Annotated in this window: 10 protein-coding genes; 2 read left to right on the top strand and 8 right to left on the bottom strand. The window is 73.2% G+C overall.

Annotated elements, in window-relative coordinates:
* Positions 1-88: 88 nt before the first annotated feature.
* The 3 genes from ABZ857_RS38505 to ABZ857_RS38495 are packed head-to-tail and all read right to left on the bottom strand — an operon-like array spanning position 89 to position 2,810.
* Positions 89-637, bottom strand: a complete 549-nt coding sequence (locus ABZ857_RS38505) for a hypothetical protein (RefSeq protein ID WP_357053905.1) — start codon at positions 635-637, stop codon at positions 89-91.
* Entirely contained in the window at positions 634-2,121 is a 1,488-nt protein-coding gene (locus tag ABZ857_RS38500; protein WP_357053902.1) for a HAMP domain-containing sensor histidine kinase, read from the bottom strand. The genes ABZ857_RS38505 and ABZ857_RS38500 overlap by 4 nt, the downstream gene beginning before the upstream one ends.
* Positions 2,118-2,810 (bottom strand): response regulator transcription factor, encoded by a 693-nt coding sequence (locus ABZ857_RS38495; protein ID WP_357053899.1) that lies wholly within the window; start codon positions 2,808-2,810, stop codon positions 2,118-2,120. The genes ABZ857_RS38500 and ABZ857_RS38495 overlap by 4 nt, the downstream gene beginning before the upstream one ends.
* Before the next feature lie 182 nt (positions 2,811-2,992).
* Here ABZ857_RS38495 and ABZ857_RS38490 point away from each other — a divergent pair, with 182 nt between their 5' ends.
* Positions 2,993-3,349, top strand: a complete 357-nt coding sequence (locus tag ABZ857_RS38490; RefSeq protein ID WP_357053896.1) for a hypothetical protein — start codon at positions 2,993-2,995, stop codon at positions 3,347-3,349.
* 1 nt (position 3,350) lies between these two features.
* The gene (locus ABZ857_RS38485; RefSeq protein ID WP_357053893.1) at positions 3,351-4,025 is read left to right on the top strand and encodes a class F sortase; all 675 of its coding nucleotides are present in this window, start codon (positions 3,351-3,353) and stop codon (positions 4,023-4,025) included.
* 46 nt (positions 4,026-4,071) lie between these two features.
* Here the strand turns inward: ABZ857_RS38485 and ABZ857_RS38480 are convergent, their stop codons facing one another.
* From ABZ857_RS38480 to ABZ857_RS38460, 5 genes are read right to left on the bottom strand one after another with little or no spacing between them, the layout of a single operon-like run.
* The gene (locus ABZ857_RS38480) at positions 4,072-5,004 is read right to left on the bottom strand and encodes an alpha/beta fold hydrolase (protein ID WP_357053890.1); all 933 of its coding nucleotides are present in this window, start codon (positions 5,002-5,004) and stop codon (positions 4,072-4,074) included.
* Complete coding sequence (locus tag ABZ857_RS38475; RefSeq protein WP_357053887.1) at positions 5,001-5,990, bottom strand: NAD-dependent epimerase/dehydratase family protein; 990 nt, start codon at positions 5,988-5,990, stop codon at positions 5,001-5,003. The genes ABZ857_RS38480 and ABZ857_RS38475 overlap by 4 nt, the downstream gene beginning before the upstream one ends.
* Complete coding sequence (locus ABZ857_RS38470) at positions 5,987-7,786, bottom strand: fatty acid CoA ligase family protein (RefSeq protein WP_357053884.1); 1,800 nt, start codon at positions 7,784-7,786, stop codon at positions 5,987-5,989. The genes ABZ857_RS38475 and ABZ857_RS38470 overlap by 4 nt, the downstream gene beginning before the upstream one ends.
* Positions 7,787-7,790: 4 nt before the next feature.
* Entirely contained in the window at positions 7,791-8,822 is a 1,032-nt protein-coding gene (locus ABZ857_RS38465; protein ID WP_357053881.1) for a 3-oxoacyl-[acyl-carrier-protein] synthase III C-terminal domain-containing protein, read from the bottom strand.
* Entirely contained in the window at positions 8,819-16,528 is a 7,710-nt protein-coding gene (locus ABZ857_RS38460) for an SDR family NAD(P)-dependent oxidoreductase (RefSeq protein WP_357053879.1), read from the bottom strand. The genes ABZ857_RS38465 and ABZ857_RS38460 overlap by 4 nt, the downstream gene beginning before the upstream one ends.
* Positions 16,529-16,650: the final 122 nt, after the last annotated feature.

The following is a 16,650-nucleotide window of genomic DNA, read 5'->3' as shown; positions in this document are numbered from 1 at the left end:
ACCGTAACAGCTCGATCGTGAAGTGTTCAAGAGTCCACCAATACGGAAGGCCGACCGGACCACCCTGCCGGCCGGCGAGAAACGCCCCCTAGCCTCGGGGGAATTCCGAGCAGTGGAACGATTCCGTACGGCCGATGTCGGGCTGCCGGAAGACGACGGTGACCGCGTCGGGATCGATGTTCTCGCGCGCGGCGACGGCGCCGGCGGCGGTGCAGGTGAGCTGGCCCACCGACAGGTCGGGGCGGGGAACGTCGGTGGAGGGGAACCGCGGCACCTCCGCCGGGGTCGGTCTGAGCGGGGGGAGCGTGATGAGGACCCTCGCCCGGCCCGCGCTGACCTTCAGCGGCCCGTGTACGTCGGGGAGCAGGTCGGTGCGCAGCCCTCGTTTGCGCTCGTCCGCGCTCGGACCGTCCATCAACAGGTCGAGAGTCTCCTTCAGCGTGAGCGGCGGGATGGGGCGGGTCACGGCCCGGAGCCGCGCACCCGACACGAAGTACAGCCGGGTGCTCGGACGGAACCCCACCGCGGGCTCGCCTCCGTCCCTGACGCCGGTCGGGGCGATGCCGCAACCTGCCGCCGTCGCGGACACGACGACCACCGCGAGGACGGCGGCCGCCCAGCCGGTACGGGAGATCACGGCTCGCGCCCCCCGATCGGCGAGGCGTCGCCGGGGCCGGTCCGGGGCGGCGGCGGGTGGCGGGGCAGCGTGAGGGTGAACACCGCCCCTCCTTCCGGCGGATTCGCCACCTCGATCGTGCCGCCGTGGAGCCGGGCGTTCTCGCGGGCGATGGCGAGCCCGAGGCCGCTTCCGTCCGACCTGGTCCGCGCCTCGTCGGCCTTCGAGAAACGATCGAAGACATGCGGAAGGATCCGCGGGTCCACCCCGGCGCCCGCGTCCCGCACCTCGATGACGACGGTCTCGGCCCCGGCGCGGAGCCGTACGGTGACCGGGGGCGCACCGTGGCGGAGGGCGTTGCCCACGAGATTCGCCATGATCACGTCGAACCGGCGCGGATCCAGCCGGACCCGCGTGTCCGCGGGCAGATCGAGGCACACCCGCCCGGTCCAGCCGCGGGTCCGCAGGCAGGCGCGGACCGCGTCCGCGGCGTCGACGTCGTCCAGGACCAGCCTCGCCGCACCGGCGTCGAAGCGGGAGATCTCCATGAGGTCCTCGACGAGCCGCACCAGCCTGCCGACTTCGAGGTTCATCAGGCGGGCCGCCTTCTCCAGGTCGCCTTCCAGGTGGCCGGCCTCCTCCTCGAACATGTCGGCCATCGCGAGAATGGACGCCAGCGGGGTGCGCAGCTCGTGCGACACGTCGGCGACGAACCGGCGGGCCTGAACCTCCATGCTCCGCAGTTCCGAGACGTTCGCCTCCAGGGCGGCGGCCGTGGCGTTGAAGGTCTTGACCAACCGCGCCAGTTCGTCGCCGCCGGTCACCTTCAGACGCGTGTCCAGCTCGCCCGCGCCGAGCCTGCGCGCCGCCCGGTCGAGGTCGCGGACCGGGCGCAGGACGCCGCGCGCCGCCACGAGGGCCAGCGCCACGGCGAGCAGCACGACGGGGATCGCCCCGTCCCGCGCGGCCGTGACCAGGAGCTCCTCCTCGCGTTGCTCCTTGGCGAGGGAGACCATGAGGTACACCTCGACGCCCGAGGAGGTGGCCTGCCTGCCGAGCATCACCGGCGTGCCGACCACCAGGTAGGGCGTCCCGGACCTGACGACGCGCTGGTAGAAGAGGCGGTTGCGGTCGAGGACGGTACGGCGCAGCTCGGAAGTGATCGCTCCCGTGTCGTCGCCGGAGGCGATCAGTGCCCCGCCCCGGTAGGCGGCGGCCCCGGTCGCCTCGAGGAACGAGGGCGCGACGCCGTTGGCGAGCCGTTGCAGCGCCGGCCGGTCCGGCGGGTGCTGCATGTTCTCGGTGAGCGTCGCGACGCGCAGCCGGAACTCGTTGACGAGCGACCACTCCGTACGGGCCAGCATGAGGTCGCGCGCCTGGCGATACACCAGCCCGGCGGCGGTCACGGCGCTGAGCGCCGCGAGCAGCACACAGACGATCATCAGCCTGGGGCGCAGCCCGCGCACCCAGCCGGAGAGCCGGCCGTCCCCGGGACCCCGCCTCACAGAGGGCCGAACCGGTAGCCGAACCCGCGCACCGTCTGGATGTACCGGGGCTTGGCGGGTACGTCCTCGATCTTGGCGCGCAGCCGCTGCACGCACGCGTCCACCAGCCGGGAGTCACCCAGGAAGTCGAGCTCCCAGACCGACTCCAGGAGCTGCTGACGGCTGAACACCTGGTTGTAGGCCGCCGACAGTTCCAGCAGCAGCCGCAGCTCCATCGGCGGCAGGGCGATCGGGACCCCGGCCTTGGCCACGGTGAGGGCGCCCCGGTCGATGGTCAGGTCGCCGTGGGTCTCCGGCCCCGCTGACGCGGAGGCCGCCGCCGCGACGGGTCCTCCGCGCCGCAGCACCGCGCGGATCCGCGCCTCCAGCACGCGCGGCCGGACCGGCTTCACCACGTAGTCGTCGGCCCCCGCCTCCAGGCCGCTGACCACGTCGAGGTCGTCGCCGCGGGCGGTGAGCATGACGATCGGCGTGGGCCCTCCCGCGCGGATGCGGCGGCACACCTCGAATCCGTCGAGCCCGGGAAGCATCAGATCGAGCACCACGATGTCGGCGGGGGCGGCGGACATGCGTCGAAGGCCTTCCTCGCCGGTCCGCGCGACCTCGACATCGTGCCCGTTGCGGCCCAATGACAGACGCAGGCTCTCCCGTAAGGAGTGGTCGTCCTCGATCAGCATCACTCGGGCCACCACTCAAGTATCCGGTATGCCCGTTTTTCTTCCTGCGAATGGCGACATCCATTACATGCTCATGACATTCCGATCATGATCGGCGGACATTCCCCTGCCAGCATCGGGGCCATTCCCAGATCAGCGACCTGCGGCGTGCGTGCGGGAACGCCTCCCGCCATGCCGCCGCGCAAGGAGGAAGCATGCGAATGATCCGTACCGCACTGGCGGTCTCGGCGCTCGGCATCGCCGTACTGGCCGCGCCCGTGAGCCCAGCCGTGGCGGACAGCCGACCGGTGGCCGCCGCGCCCTCGCCCGCCGCGCAGCACGCGTCGTCGGACGAGCCCACTCCCGTGCCGTCGGCCGCGCCGGCGGAGCCGAGCGAGGGGGAGCAGGCCCCGGCCGAGCGCCCCCGGACCGTGCCGCGAGGCGCCCCGGAGACCGGTGGCGGCCCCTCGGACACCGCGACCGTGCTGGTCCCGGCGGGTGCCGTCCTTCTCGCCGCGGGGGCCGGGATGGGTGTGCTGGCGCTGCGCCGGAGGTCACGCGCGGGTGCCTGACATGCCGGGTGCGAGGACGGACGGCGGGCGTCGTGCCCTGGGCGTGGCGGCCGCCGCCGTCGCATTGACCGGCGCCGTGTTCGTGGGCTGCGGAGTCCTGCCGGCGGACGGTCCTCCGGCCCCGCCGCCCGCGGCCGCCCGGCCCGCGACGGCCGACAGGGGTACGGCCGGCGGGGGAACAGCCGCGGAGCCGATCTCCTCTTCCGGCCGCCCCGCGCTCGGGCGGTCCGAGCCGCGCCGCCTGGACATCTCCAAGATCGGCGTCCACGTGGCGCTCGGCCGGCTCGGGCTCAACCCCGACGGCACGGTGCAGGTCCCGCCGGTGGACCACCCCGAGGAGGCAGGCTGGTACGCGAACGGAGCGACCCCTGGCGAGCGCGGGGCGGCGGTCATCCTCGGCCACGTCGACGGCGCGGGCCGCAAGGGAGTCTTCTACGACCTCGGGCGGATGCGCCCCGGGGACGTCGTCGAGGTCGGCCGCGCGGACGGCTCGGTGGCCAGGTTCGTGGTCGAGTCGGTGGAGACGGTGCCGAAGAAGCGGTTCCCCACCCGTCGCGTGTACGGCCCGCTGGATCACGCCGGCCTTCGCCTGGTGACGTGCGGCGGTGCGTTCGACCGCCGGGCCGGCCACTACACCGACAATGTGATCCTCTACGCCCGTCTCGCCGGCCGATGACAGGCCGGGACGGCGAACGCCGAGAGCCCGGGAGCCGAACCTCGGGTCAGCCGTCGGCACGAGGCGGGGTGCGCAGGAACGAGCGGATCGCGGGGACGAGGTCGGCGTGGGCGTCTTCCAGCACGTAGTGGCCTGCGCCGTGATACAGGCGGGTCAGGGCGGCGGGAAAACGCCGACGCCATTCGCCCAGCACGGCGCGGTCGAAGACCGGGTCGCTCAGCCCCCAGGCGATCAGCACGGGCCGGTCGGCGAACCGCGTCAGCGACGTGCCGGTGCCCTGCAGAACAGGCCAGGAAGGGTCGCCCGGGCGCAACGGGATGTCCTGGACGAAGCGCTGGATGGCCACGCGGTGCTCGGGCCGGTCGTAGGGAGCCAGGAACGCCGAGCGCACCGGAGCGGGCATACGACGCCGGACTCCCAGCGGACGCCAGGTGGCGCCGCGGGCGAAGAGGTTGTGGCGCAGGAACAGGCGAGTTCCCAGCCGGGTGTCACGCAACACCCGGAACGGCAGCCGCAGCAGAGGACGTACGCGTTCGCCGTGCGGGTTGGGAAAGGCCGCGGTGTTCAGCACGACCAGGCGGGCGACCCGGCCGGGGTGGCGGCAGGCCCAGGCCATGCCGATCGGCCCTCCCCAGTCGTGCAGGACGAGTGTCCACCCGTGTTCGGGGGCACCGCCGCCGGTGATGAGGTGCTCGACCAAGGCGTCCAGGTCGTCCACGCGGGCGGCCAGGTCGTAGGGGTAACGGTCGGCCCCCGGCTTGTCCGACAGGCCCATGCCGATGTGGTCGGGGGCGATGCACCGGAACTCCTCGCGCAGCGCGAGGATCGGCCGCCGCCACAGGTAACTCCAGGAAGGGTTCCCGTGCAGGAACAGCACCGGCTGTCCCGCCCCCTCGTCCAGGTAGTGCTGGCGCAGGCCGTCACGGCGCGGGTGGGCGAACCACCGGGAGGTGAACGGGTAGTCCGGGAATCCGGTCACCGGGTGTTCTCCGCGGACAGGTGGGCGGTGAGCCGGGCCAGTCCTTCCGCCATGCTCACCCGGGGTTGGTAGCCGAGATCGCGACGGGCCGCGGAGATGTCGAACCAGTGCGCCGTCGAGGCCTGCTCCACCAGGAACATCAGCGGTGGCAGGCGCCGCGCCCACGGCAGCCGGCGCGCCTGCTCCAGCAGCCGGGCCGCCCGCAGGACCGGGCCGACCGGTGCCCGGCGTGTCACCGGAGGCAGCCCGGCGGCGCGCAGCAGCAGGTTGAGCCATTCCCCGAAACCGCAGGGCTGGCCCTGGGTGATGAAGTAGGCCCGGCCGGCCTGCGGTGAGCCGGGACGTAACCGGTCGAGAGCGAGCAGGTGGGCGTCGGCGGCGTTGTCGATGTAGACGGTGTCGATGGTCTTGTCGGTCTCGCCCAGCAGCCACAGCAGGCGGCGGTGCGCCACCAGCCTGGGCAGGAAGTGCGGATCTCCTGGACCCCAGATGAGATGCGGACGCAACGCGACCGCCGTCACCCGCCCGGCCGCGGCACCGGCGAGGACGAGCCGTTCCGCTTCCGCCTTGGTGCGCGGATAGGCGGCGGGGAAACGGCGGGCGTAGGGCACGGACTCGTCCACTCCCTCCAGGTCCCGCCCGTCGTGGACGACACTCGGCGAGGACGTGTGAACCAGGCGTGCCCCGTGACGCGCGCAGGCGTCCAGCACGTTCCGCGTCCCTGACACGTTGATCTCCTCGTAGTCCCGGTCCCGTCCATGTACGCCGGCCTTCGCGGCGCAGTGCACGACCGCCTCGCATGCAGCGACGGCGGCCAGCACCGCCGCGCGGTCACGGACGTCGGCGAGGTGCTGGGTGACCCCGAGAGCCGCCAGCGCGGGGCTGTGGTGACGCTGAAGAGCGTGCACGGTGTCGCCGCGGGCGGCCAGCCGCCGGCAGACGGCCTCTCCCAGGAAGCCGCCGCCCCCGGTCACCAGGACCCTCATCGTCGGCCCGCCCGGACGCGTCGCGAGGCCCACAGCGCGAGCTCGTGCCGGCGGATCTTGCTGTTGTGCCGGGCGTCGACCGGGAACCCGGGGTGGAAAAGCACCTCCCGAAGCTCGGCGGTGTGCGGATGGCGGGCCGCCACGTCCAGGACGTCGGCCTTCACGCGAGCCTTCACGCTCGCCTTCACGCGAGCATTCACGCGAGCATTCACCGCAGCGTCGTCCCGGGATCCCGGTTCGCACTCCACGACCAGGACCGCACGCTGGGCGCCGGCGGGACCGACGCCGACCAGTGCGGTGCGGCGGACCCCCGGCACGGCGGCGAAGACGGGTTCGACCTGGTCGGTGTACAGGTCGCCGCCGACGGTGCGGACCCGTTCCGATTTGCGTCCGGCGAACCAGAGCCTTCCCTGCTCGTCGAACCGGCCGACGTCGCCCATCCGGTGCCAGACGCGGTCCCCATCGCGGATCCGGGCCAGTGCGGTGGCCTCCGGATCGTCCAGGTAGGGGTCGCTGACGGTAGGGGCGGCCACGATGATCTCCCCAATGGTGCCGGGCGGCACGACCAGGTCCTCACTCCACCGTTCGACGGGGTCGTCGCCGACGGCGATGACCCGTACCTCGGTGCCCGGCAGCGGAGGACCCAGGCAGGTGCCCGCCCCGGCGGCGGTGGCCGCGGCGTGCTCGGCGAGCAGACGGCTCTCGATCGCGGCCACCGGCATGCATTCAGTGGCGCCGTACACCGACAGCACCCGCGCGTCGTCGCGCAGGCAGCCGCGCAGGCGGTGCATCACCGGCATCGGCAGCGGCGCCCCGGCGGACACCACGTCGCCGAGCGTGTCCAGCACCAGATCGTGCGCGGCGCAGTGACGCGCGAGCCGGTCCAGCAGCGCGGGGGCGGCGAACATCCCGGCCACCCGATACCGCCGGATGTCGGCGACCAGGGCGGCCGGGTCGGCCCGCACCGGATGCCGCGGGTCCATGTCCGGGATCACCACGGTCGCCCCGAACGCCGCCGCTCCCAGGGCGAACGGCGCGAACGTCGACAACACCGGCGTCCCCGGTTCCACCGTGCCCAACGCGCCCAGCAGGTCGAGCTGCGCGGCCAGATGCCGGTGACGCAGCGGCACGCCCTTGGGCGGGCCGGTGGATCCGGAGGTGTAGGCGATCAGCGCCAGGTCGTCGGGGCCGGCGGGGCGCCACCGTCCCGGCTCGCCGGGCCCAAGGCTGCGCCCCGGCTCGCCGGACGGGCCTGTGTCTGACGGGCACGCCGAGCCGCGGGATCGCCGCGAGGGGACCGTGATGGACACGCGGACGTCAGGGGTCCAGCCCAGCAGCCTCCTGGCCAGCTGCGCGGCGGGAATCGCGATGAACGCCTCGGGCGCCGCCTGGCGCAGACAGCGCTTGATCGCGTCGAGTGGCAGCCCGGGATCGACCAGCACCGGTACCGCGCGCAGCCGCACCAGGGCGACGGCCAGCGCGCCCAGTTCCGGACCCGGCGGCACCAGCAGGCCGGTACGCATGCCCGGGCGGATCCCGGCCCCGGCGAGGGCCGCGACCGCACGGTCCACCGACCGCGACATCTGCCCGTAGGTGGTGGCCGCCGGGGTGCGGCCACCGACCTGGCAGGCGATCACGTCGGGCTGCTCGCGAAACCAGCGCTCGGCGCGGACGATCAGCTCGCCGACCGGCTCGGCCGGGCCGGAGCCGCTCGGGCCGGATTCGCTCGGGCCGGATTCGCTCGGGCCGGATTCGCTCGGGCCGGATTCGCTGGGAGGGGTCGCCTGTGTGGTCACCGGATCACCACCGCACGACGACGATTCCGGCACTGGCCCCGCTGGCCAGGCCGACCAGGGCGACCAGGTCGCCGCGCCGTACCCGTCCCGAGGCGACCACCCGCGCCAGTTGCACGAGCAGCGTCGCCGCGACGAGGTTGCCGTGCTGGGCGATGGTGACGACGACCTTGCCCTGCGGGATGCGCACCTGGTCGCAGAACCACCACAGCGTCGGCAGCGTCGCCTGGTGCACGCAGATGGCCGCGAAGTCGTCCCAGGTCAGCCCGAGATCGGCGAGGGGTTTGTGGAAGACGGCGTAGTCGATGTTCTCGATGCCGCGCACCAGCAGGGCGGAGTCGACGATGAGCGGCCCGATGGTGGGCCTGCCCGCCCACGGGTCGGTGGTGAGGTTGTCCACCGCGGAGACCGCCGCCTGCCATCCGGCGGAGTACGCGGAGAACCGGTGGGCGAGCACCCCCGGTTCGGTGCCGGCCTCCAGCAGCAACGCGGCACCGGCGTCGGAGACGGTGTAGGACGCGGCGACGGTGACGTACTCCTCGGCGTCGGCCAGGGTCCACGGTGTGCCGGCGGTGGGTAGTTCTCCGCAGCAGACGAGGACCCGCCGATGACGGCCGCCGGAGATCAGCGCGTCGGCCACCTGGATGGCGTTCAGCACGCTGTTGCAGGCGTTGCGTACGTCGAACACCGGGCAGCAGGCCCCGATCTTGGCGGCGACGACGTGTCCGGTGGCAGGCTCCACGGCGTCGGACGACACTCCGGCGTAGATGAGCAGATCGAGGTCGGCGGCCTGCAGGCCGTTGTCCTCCAGGACCCGGCGGGCGGCGTGCGCCGCCAGGTCGGACGGTTTCTCGTGAGGGAGGGCGACGTGCCGGCGCCGGACTCCGCTGTGGTCGTGGATCAGCCCTCGGGGCAGGTCCAGGGTGGGGTTGCGGTCGGCGAGCCGGTCTTCCAGCTCGGCCGTGCTCAGTGTGGTCTCCGGCAGGTGGGCGGCCACCCCCGCCATCCGGGTGTGCGGCTGGGTCAATGCGGTCCTCACTTCTGCCGGCTCGCACCGGCGGGCTGCTGTTCGCCGCGGAGACCGAGGCGGATGAGCACGCTGTGAGCGATGTCGGCGACGGTGCCGCCGCTGCGCATCAGCTCCATGGGAGGGATGTCGGTGCCGAACCGGCTGCGGATGGAGGTCAGCAGTTCGGTGGCCATCAGGGAGTCCAGTCCGTACTCGTCCAGCCGCCGGTCTTCGGCGATCTGGTCGGCCGGGATGAGCAGGACGGTGGACAGCAACCGGGTGATCTGCTCGGTGATGTACGCGTACTGCTGCTCGTAGCTCATCTCCGCCAGCAGCGACAGCAGGTCGGGGCCCTGCTGCTCCGCGCCGGGCGGCAGCACCGGCGACAGCCACGGGCGCTGCAGGCTGGGCAGGACCTGCCGCAACCGGCCCCAGTCGCACCGGCCCACCATGGCGACGTCGGCGTGCTCGCCGAGCATGGCCTCCACGGCGTCCAGAGCCTGGTCGGGAGGCATCGGCGGGATCCCGGCCTTGGCCAGTGCCTCTCCCTGCCTGCCCCGGGTCAGCACCCCGGTTTCCGCGAGCGCGCCCAGGCAGGCCGTCAGCCCGGGCAGGCCCTGCCGGCTCCGCCGCCGGGCCAGCGCCTCCAGGAACAGGTTCGCGGCGACGTACGACGTCTGGCCGATGTTGCCGATGGTGGTGAGGGAGGAGTACATGACGAACAGGTCGAGGGGGCGATCCCGGGTCAGTTCGTCCAGCACCATCGCGCCGGCGACCTTGGGGTGCAGGACGGCTCGGATCCGGTCGTCGTCCAGGTCGGCGAGCGGGCCGTCGTCGAGGTGCATGGCCGCGTGTACGACCCCGCGCAGCGGGTGGCCGCCGGCGTCCAGGTCGTGCAGGATCCGCCGCATGGCGTCGCGGTCGGCCGCGTCGGCCGCGTACGCGCGGACCTCCACCCCCGATGCCTCCAGTTCCTCCAGCAGGGCGGGAGCTTCGGGCGCCTCGGCGCCCCGGCGGCCGACCAGGGCGAGGTGGCGGGCACCCCGCCGGGCGAGGCGGCGAGCCGTCGCCGCGCCGAACCCGCCCAGGCCACCCGTCACCAGGTAGGTCCCCTCCGGGTCCAGGCGCGGCGCCGTCCGCTGGGGCTGGACGGTGACCGGTTCGTCGCGCGGGTCGAAGGACACCACGACCTTTCCGATGTGCCGGGAATGGCGCATCATGGCGAAGGCGTCGGCGACGCGGGCGGCCGGATACACCGTGTGCGGCAGCGGCCGGAACCGCCGGGAGTGGTAGAGGGGCGCGGCCTGCGACGTGCTCTCCGCCATCAGCTCGGGCGCCTTCCACATGAGAGTGCCCACGTCCACGCCGTAGAACGCGATGTTGTCGGAGAACGGGCGCAGCAGCAGGGGCCTGTTCTGGTAGATGTCCCGTTTGCCGAGCTCGATGAACCGGCCGCCGTGCCGCAGACATTCCACGCCCCGGGTGACGGCCTCGCCGGCCAGCGAGTTGAGCACGATGTCCACTCCCCGGCCCCCGGTCAGTTCCTTGACCTGCTCGGCGAAGTGCAGGCTGCGCGAGTCCAGGACGTGGTCGGCTCCCATCGCGAGCAGCAGATCGCGTTTGGCGGCGGTGCCGGCGGTCGCGATCACGCGGGCTCCGTGGTGGCGGGCGTACTGCAGCGCGGCCAGGCCGACCCCACCGGCGCCGCCGTGGACCAGGATCGTCTCACCCGCCTTGACGCGTGCGCAGTACCCCAGCGAATGGTGCGCGGTGGAGAACGCCATCGGCATGGTGGCGGCTTCGGTGAAGGTCATCCCCTCGGGGAGGGTGACGGCCGCCCACGCCTTGACCCTCGCGTGACTGGCGAATCCGACGGGTCCCGCGGCCATGATCCGGTCACCGGGCCGAATCCCGGTGACGGCGGCGCCGACGGCGGTGACGATCCCGGCGCATTCCAGGCCCAGTTCGTGCCCGCCGAAGACCGCTTCGACGGCCTCGGAGGGCAGCAGGTTCACCGCGCGCATCACGTCGCGGTAGTTCAGCCCGATCGCCCGTACCTCGACCACGACCTCGTCAGGCCCGGGCCGCGGCATCGGCATCTCCTCCCAGGCCAGGGTGTACGACAGCCCGGGATCGCACACCTTGAGCCGGTAGGCGCCGCCCGAGCCGGCGGGCAGGCTGCGGGCGTGCTCGCCCGACTCCAGCAGCCGCGGCACGAAACGCCCTCGGCGGGTGAGCAGAATCTCGTCCTCCTCACCCGGGGCGAGCAGTTCCGCCGCCAGGCGGCCGGCGTCCTGTGCGGCGTCGCCGGTGGGGTGGAGGCAGAGCCGGCGTATCGCCAACCGCGGCTGCTCGTTGCCCAGCGAGCGCGTCGTCCCCCAGGTCGCCGCGTCCTCGGGGTGGAGCCGGACGTCGTCGAGGCGGGGTTCCGGCAGCGCGCCGCAGGGGCGGGCCACCAGCCACACCGCGGTCGCGACGTGCTCGGGCAGTTGCTCGCAGGCCAGCGCGATGGCCCGCAGCGCCGCGGCCCGCCGAGTGATCCGCTCGACGGTCGCCTTGGGATCCGTACCGTCCGCTCCGCCGAGGATGACCGCGATGGTGACCGTCTGGGCGGTGGGTGGGAAGCGATCGATCCAGTGGTCGGGATCGTCGCTGAGCGGCGAGTGGAGCACGTCGGCCCCACGGCTTCGCAGCAGCGCCCCCAGTTCGGCGGTCAGAGCGCCGGTGCCGTCCTCACCGGCGATGATCCACCTGCCGGCGGCGTCCGGTAAGAAGTGCGCGGTGGCCGAAGCGCCCCCCGTGGTGGCCGGGGCGGTGGCCGGCGTGGTGGCCGGGGTGGTGGCCGGCGTGGTGGCCGGGGTGGTGGCCAGCATCACCGAGAAGTCGCCTGCCGCGAGTTCGTCGTCGTCGCCGGTCTGGACGACCTCGGTGTAGCCGGCCTCCGCCAGCACCTCCGGCCATCTCTCCCGGGACAGCAGCGGCGAGAGCGGGCGCAGGTGCCGGTCGGTGAAGTCCCAGAACTCCTCCTGCAGGCCGAGGAACGGCAGCAGGGTCCCCACCCGGTGCGGTTCGGCGATGAGCAACTGGCCGCCGGGAACCAGGAGGGAGGACAGGCGGTGCAGCGCGGCGGGCAGGTCACGGGCCAGGTGCAGGCTGTTCGCCGCGACGACGAGATCGAACCCGCCCGCGGTCAGTCCCTGCTCGACCAGGTCGGCGTCCAGGTCGAGGATGGCGTAATCGACGAAGTCGAAGCCGGCGAAGCGCTGCCGAAGCCGGGTCAACGCCGCCTCGGCGAGGTCGGTGACCAGATAGCGGGTGCGGTCGGCGGGCAGGACGGGCAGCAGCATGGCGGTGGTGCCGCCCGTCCCGGCACCGGCTTCCAGGACACGCAGCGGCCGGTCGGCCGGCCATCGCCGGACGATCTGCTCGACGAGCGCCCGGGCGATCCGGTTGGTGAACAGGTTGACCGGCCCGGCGTCGTGGAACTGCTCCATCAGCTCATGACCGCCGCCGGAGCCCAGGACGTCGGAGCCGGCACGCCGGCCTGCGAGCAGTTCGGGCAGGCACCGGCCGGCCCGTACGGACAGGGCGGTCTGGGCGGCGAAGGCGGCTCCCCGGGCGAGGAGGTCCCGGTGGAGGTCCCGGTGGAGGTCCCGGTGGAGGTCCCGGTGGAGGTCCCGGTGGAGGTCCCGGTGGAGGTCCCCGCGGAGGTCACGGTGGAGGTCACGGTGCGGCTCGTGCGGGTCCGCACCCGTCGGCGTCAGGCGGAGGCCGCCCTCGACCGGCCGCTCCAGCAGTCCGTGCTGTTCCAGCAGCGGCAGTGCCGCATGGAGCATCCGCCGGTGGTGCGCCGCCGGGCACGTCTCGATCAGTTCCTCGACGCCGATCGATCGCTCGGCGGCCAGCTCGCCGAGCGCGCCGGCCAGCGTGCGGGCGAAGACCTCTTCGAGCAGTGCGGCGTACCGCGGATAGTCCAGCTCGTGCCACGCCGAGCGCAGCCGGTCGATCCGCTCGGCCGCGTCGGACAGGATCTGCCCGGGGCGGGGGGCCGGCCACGGCTCGGCGGGCGTGCCGGCCCGGGGCGCGGCCCGTAGCGCCGTCTCGTAACGGGTGACCGGGGTGATGTGGACGCCGGGCATCCGGCGCAGCCGGCAGCCCTCCACTTCGGCGGCGATCCGGCCGTCGTGATCGGCGACCACGATGTCCCAGCAGACCTCCTCGGCACTGCTGGAACGTTCCCTTACGTGCACGAGCCCCTGGGCCGCGGGCGTTCCCCACAGGCGGACCGAGCCGATCGCGGCGGGCATGTAGCCGCGGCCCGATCGGAGCGACTCCACCAGCCACAACACGCCGGCCTGCAGCGCGCTGTCCAGCACCACCGGATGCATCTGGTAGCGCCCCTGCCCCTGCTCCGGGCACGAGTAGGCGCCCAGCACCTCCCGCTCGCCCATCCACAGCTCGGTCAGGACCTGGAACTGCGGCCCCCACACCATGTGTCCTTCGGCGGCCCGCGCGTAGTAGCCGGGCACGTCCACGCGCGTGCCGATGCGAGCGCGCAGCGCGGCCACGTCCAGCGGCGGCGGGATCCGGCGCAGCAGCGGCCGTACCCGGGCCCGGAAGTGCTCGCGGGGCTGCTCCGCCTGGCGGCCCGCGCTGGCCACGGTGACCACCCCGGTGTCGACGCAGAGCGACGTCTGCGCGTATACCGGATCGGCGGCGGCCTGCGACGGCACCACCATGGCCCGGCTGATGTCGACCCTGTCCACCTCCACCGCCTCGGCGGCGTCCGGCATGACCAGCCGGGCGGCGGCGATGGCCATCTCCACGTAGCCGGTGGCCGGCATGACGGCGGCACCGCCGGCCCGGTGGTCGGCCACCCAGGGCACCCGCACCCGGTCGATCTCCCCCTGCCAGGTGGGGTCCAGCACCGGCATCCGCTGTCCCAGCAGCGGATGCTGGATCGTCGTGTCGATGTCGGTCCGCACCCAGGTGTGCGGGCCTCCGATCCAGTGCCGTTCGCGCTGCCACGGGTAGGCCGGCAGCGATCGCACCGCGCCGGGGCGGGGGAAGTATCGATCCCAGTCGAGCCGCGCACCGGCCGCGACGAGTTCGGCGACCGCGCGGCGGACACGCGCCGGGCCTGGCTCGTCCCGGCGCAAGGTGGTCACGACGGCCGCGCGTACCCGCGCGGTGCCGCTGATGCGGCGCAGGTAGGAGCGCAGCACCGGATGCGGGCCGATCTCCAGCAGCACGTCGAAGCCGTCGCCGAGCACCCGCTCGACCGCCGCGGCGAACCGCACCGGCTCTCGGACGTTCCGCCACCAGTACGCCGCGTCCAGCTCCGGCCCCCGGACCGGGTCGCCCGTCACCGTGGACACCAGGGGGATGCGCGCCGGGCAGGGCCGCAGCCCGGCGAGTCCCTCGGCCAGGGGCTGCCGCACCGGATCCATGGCGCCGCTGTGGAAGGCGTAGTCCAGGTCCAGTTCGCGGAAGAAGATCTCGCGCGAGGAGAGGTCCTCACCCAGTGACTTCAGCGATTCGTCCGGTCCGGCGATCGTGACGTCGCGGTCGGAGTTGACCGCCGCGACCTCCAGTCGCGGGTAGCCGGCCAGGACCTGCCTGGCCGCGGTCTCGGGCAGCCCGAGCGCGGCCATCCGGCCCCGCCCCCGGGTGACCGACTGCGCCATGCCACGCTCGGAGATCACCTGTGCCGCCTGGGCCAGTGACAGGGCACCGGCGGTGTAGGCGGCGGCGACCTCGCCCACGCTGTGGCCGAGCACCGCTCCCGGCCGTACGCCCGCCGCCTTGAGCATCTCCACCAGACCGACCTGGACGGCGAACAGCAACGGCTGCGCCACTTCGGTCGCCGACAGCCGTGACTGGTCGGCCGGCAGGGACAGTTCCTTGAGCACCGACCAGCCGAGCCGATCGGAAAGTTCGGCGTCGACCGCTTCCACGGCCGAGCGGAAGGTCTCGTCGGACAGCAGATCGGCGCCCATCCCGGCCCACTGCGAACCGTTGCCGGAGAACACGAACGCCACCCGCCCGTGCTCCACCGTCTCCGACTCCGCCACCGCCGCGTCCCCGGCTCCGAGCCGCCCGCCCCCACCGGACTCACCGGCGGGGCCGGTCGGCTCCCCGCCCGTCGACTCCGGGGCGTCCGCCAGGCTCGCCAGCGCCCGCGCCGCCGCGGCGGCGGTATCGGCCAGCACAACGGCGCGATGCCGGTGGCCGCCGCGCCGCCGGGTCGCGGTGTAGGCCACGTGGTAGAAATCCCGTTCGTCGAGTGACGCCAGGTGCGCGGCGGTCCGTTCCACGGCTTCCCGCAGCGCGGACCGGCTGCGCGCGGACACGACGACGGGCAGCGCTCCTGCGGGGGGTGCCGCCGGTTCGTCCACGGCCTCCCGGGGGAAGGGCGGTGCGGCCAGCGCCACATGGGCGTTGGCGCCCCCGAACCCGAAGGAGTTGACTCCGGCCACGGGCCGCTCGCCTGCTTCGTCCAGCGGTCGCGGCTCGACGGTGACGCTCAGCCCCAGGGCGTCGAAGTCGATACGGGGGTTGAGCGTGGCGGCGTGCAACGAGGGGGGGATCATCCGGTGCCGGAGCACCAGCAGGGCCTTGAACAGCCCCGGCATGCCGGAGGCGGGCTCCAGGTGCCCCAGGTTGGACTTCACCGAGCCGATGGGCAGGACTCCGCGCGTGCGCCGGCTGCCCAGCGCCCGCCCCAGCGCCTGGCATTCGGCCGGATCACCGGCCTGGGTGCCGGTGCCGTGCGCCTCCACGTACACGATCTCGTCGGGGCTGATGCCCGCCGTGGTGTACACCTGCCGTAACAGGGCTTCCTGTGCTTCGGCGTTCGGCAACGCCAGCCCCATGGTGTGGCCGTCGTTGTTGGCGGCGGCGCCGACGATGACGCCGTGGATGCGGTCCCCGTCGGCGATCGCGTCGGCCAGGCGCTTGAGCACCACCACACCGCCGCCCTCCGCGCGTACGAACCCGTCGGCGTCGGCGGAGAACGCCCGGCACCGGCCGGTCGGCGACAACATCGACGCCTGGCTGAAACCGATGAAGGGGCCCGGGCTGAGCAACAGGTTGACCCCGCCGGCCAGCGCCACCCGGCTGGATCCCTCCGCGAGGGACCGCCAGGCCCGCTCCACGGCCGTCAACGACGAGGAGCACGCGGTGTCGATGCTCATGCTCGGCCCGCGTAGGTCGAAGAAGTGCGACAGCCGGTTGGCCGCGATGGACAGGGTTCCCCCCGACATCGAGTAGGGGCCCATGGCACCCGGCTCCAACGCCTGCATGGTGCCGTAGGCGGGATCCGAGATGCCGATGAAGACTCCGGTGTCCGTGCCTGCCAGCACCGCCGGATCGATGCCCGCGTCGTCCAGGGCCTCGACCGCCATCTCCAGGAGCAACCGCTGCTGCGGGTCCATCGAGGCGGCCTCTTTGGGGGAGATGCCGAAGTAGGCGGCGTCGAAGGCGGTGATGTCCTCGTCGAGGAAGCCTCCGGCCCGGGTGTAACTCCTGTTCGGCCTCGGCAGGGTCTCGTCGACGAACCGATCGGCCTCGAACCTGCTCGGCGGGACCTGGCCGACCAGATCGGCGCCTTGCCGCAACGCCTGCCACAGCCCGTCCAGGTTCACGATCCCACCGGGCAGGCGGCATCCCACGCCCACCACCGCCGCCGCGTGCTCCGGCCATGCCTGCTCCGCTGTCGGGTCGTCCGCGCTCATGTCGCCCTTCCTGCTCAGGTTCACCACGACTCGGCACTTCGCCGGTCGGCTTGCTGTCTCGGTCAGGGTCCACCTAGCGCGTCTGGCGCAGGGCTAGGCGGTCGGCCACCATGTCATCACAA

The sequence above is a fragment of the Microbispora sp. NPDC046933 genome (genome assembly GCF_040644635.1).
Lineage (GTDB): Bacteria > Actinomycetota > Actinomycetes > Streptosporangiales > Streptosporangiaceae > Microbispora.
The sequence above is the reverse complement of the archived record's forward strand: the minus strand, read 5'-3'. Positions and strand labels throughout refer to the sequence as shown.

Coding starts and splice junctions, on each gene's coding strand:
- ABZ857_RS38460 (WP_357053879.1), bottom strand. CDS start 16,528: ATGAGCGCGGACGACCCGACAGCGGAGCAGGCATGGCCGGAGCACGCG.
- ABZ857_RS38475 (WP_357053887.1), bottom strand. CDS start 5,990: ATGAGGGTCCTGGTGACCGGGGGCGGCGGCTTCCTGGGAGAGGCCGTC.
- ABZ857_RS38485 (WP_357053893.1), top strand. CDS start 3,351: ATGCCGGGTGCGAGGACGGACGGCGGGCGTCGTGCCCTGGGCGTGGCG.
- ABZ857_RS38490 (WP_357053896.1), top strand. CDS start 2,993: ATGCGAATGATCCGTACCGCACTGGCGGTCTCGGCGCTCGGCATCGCC.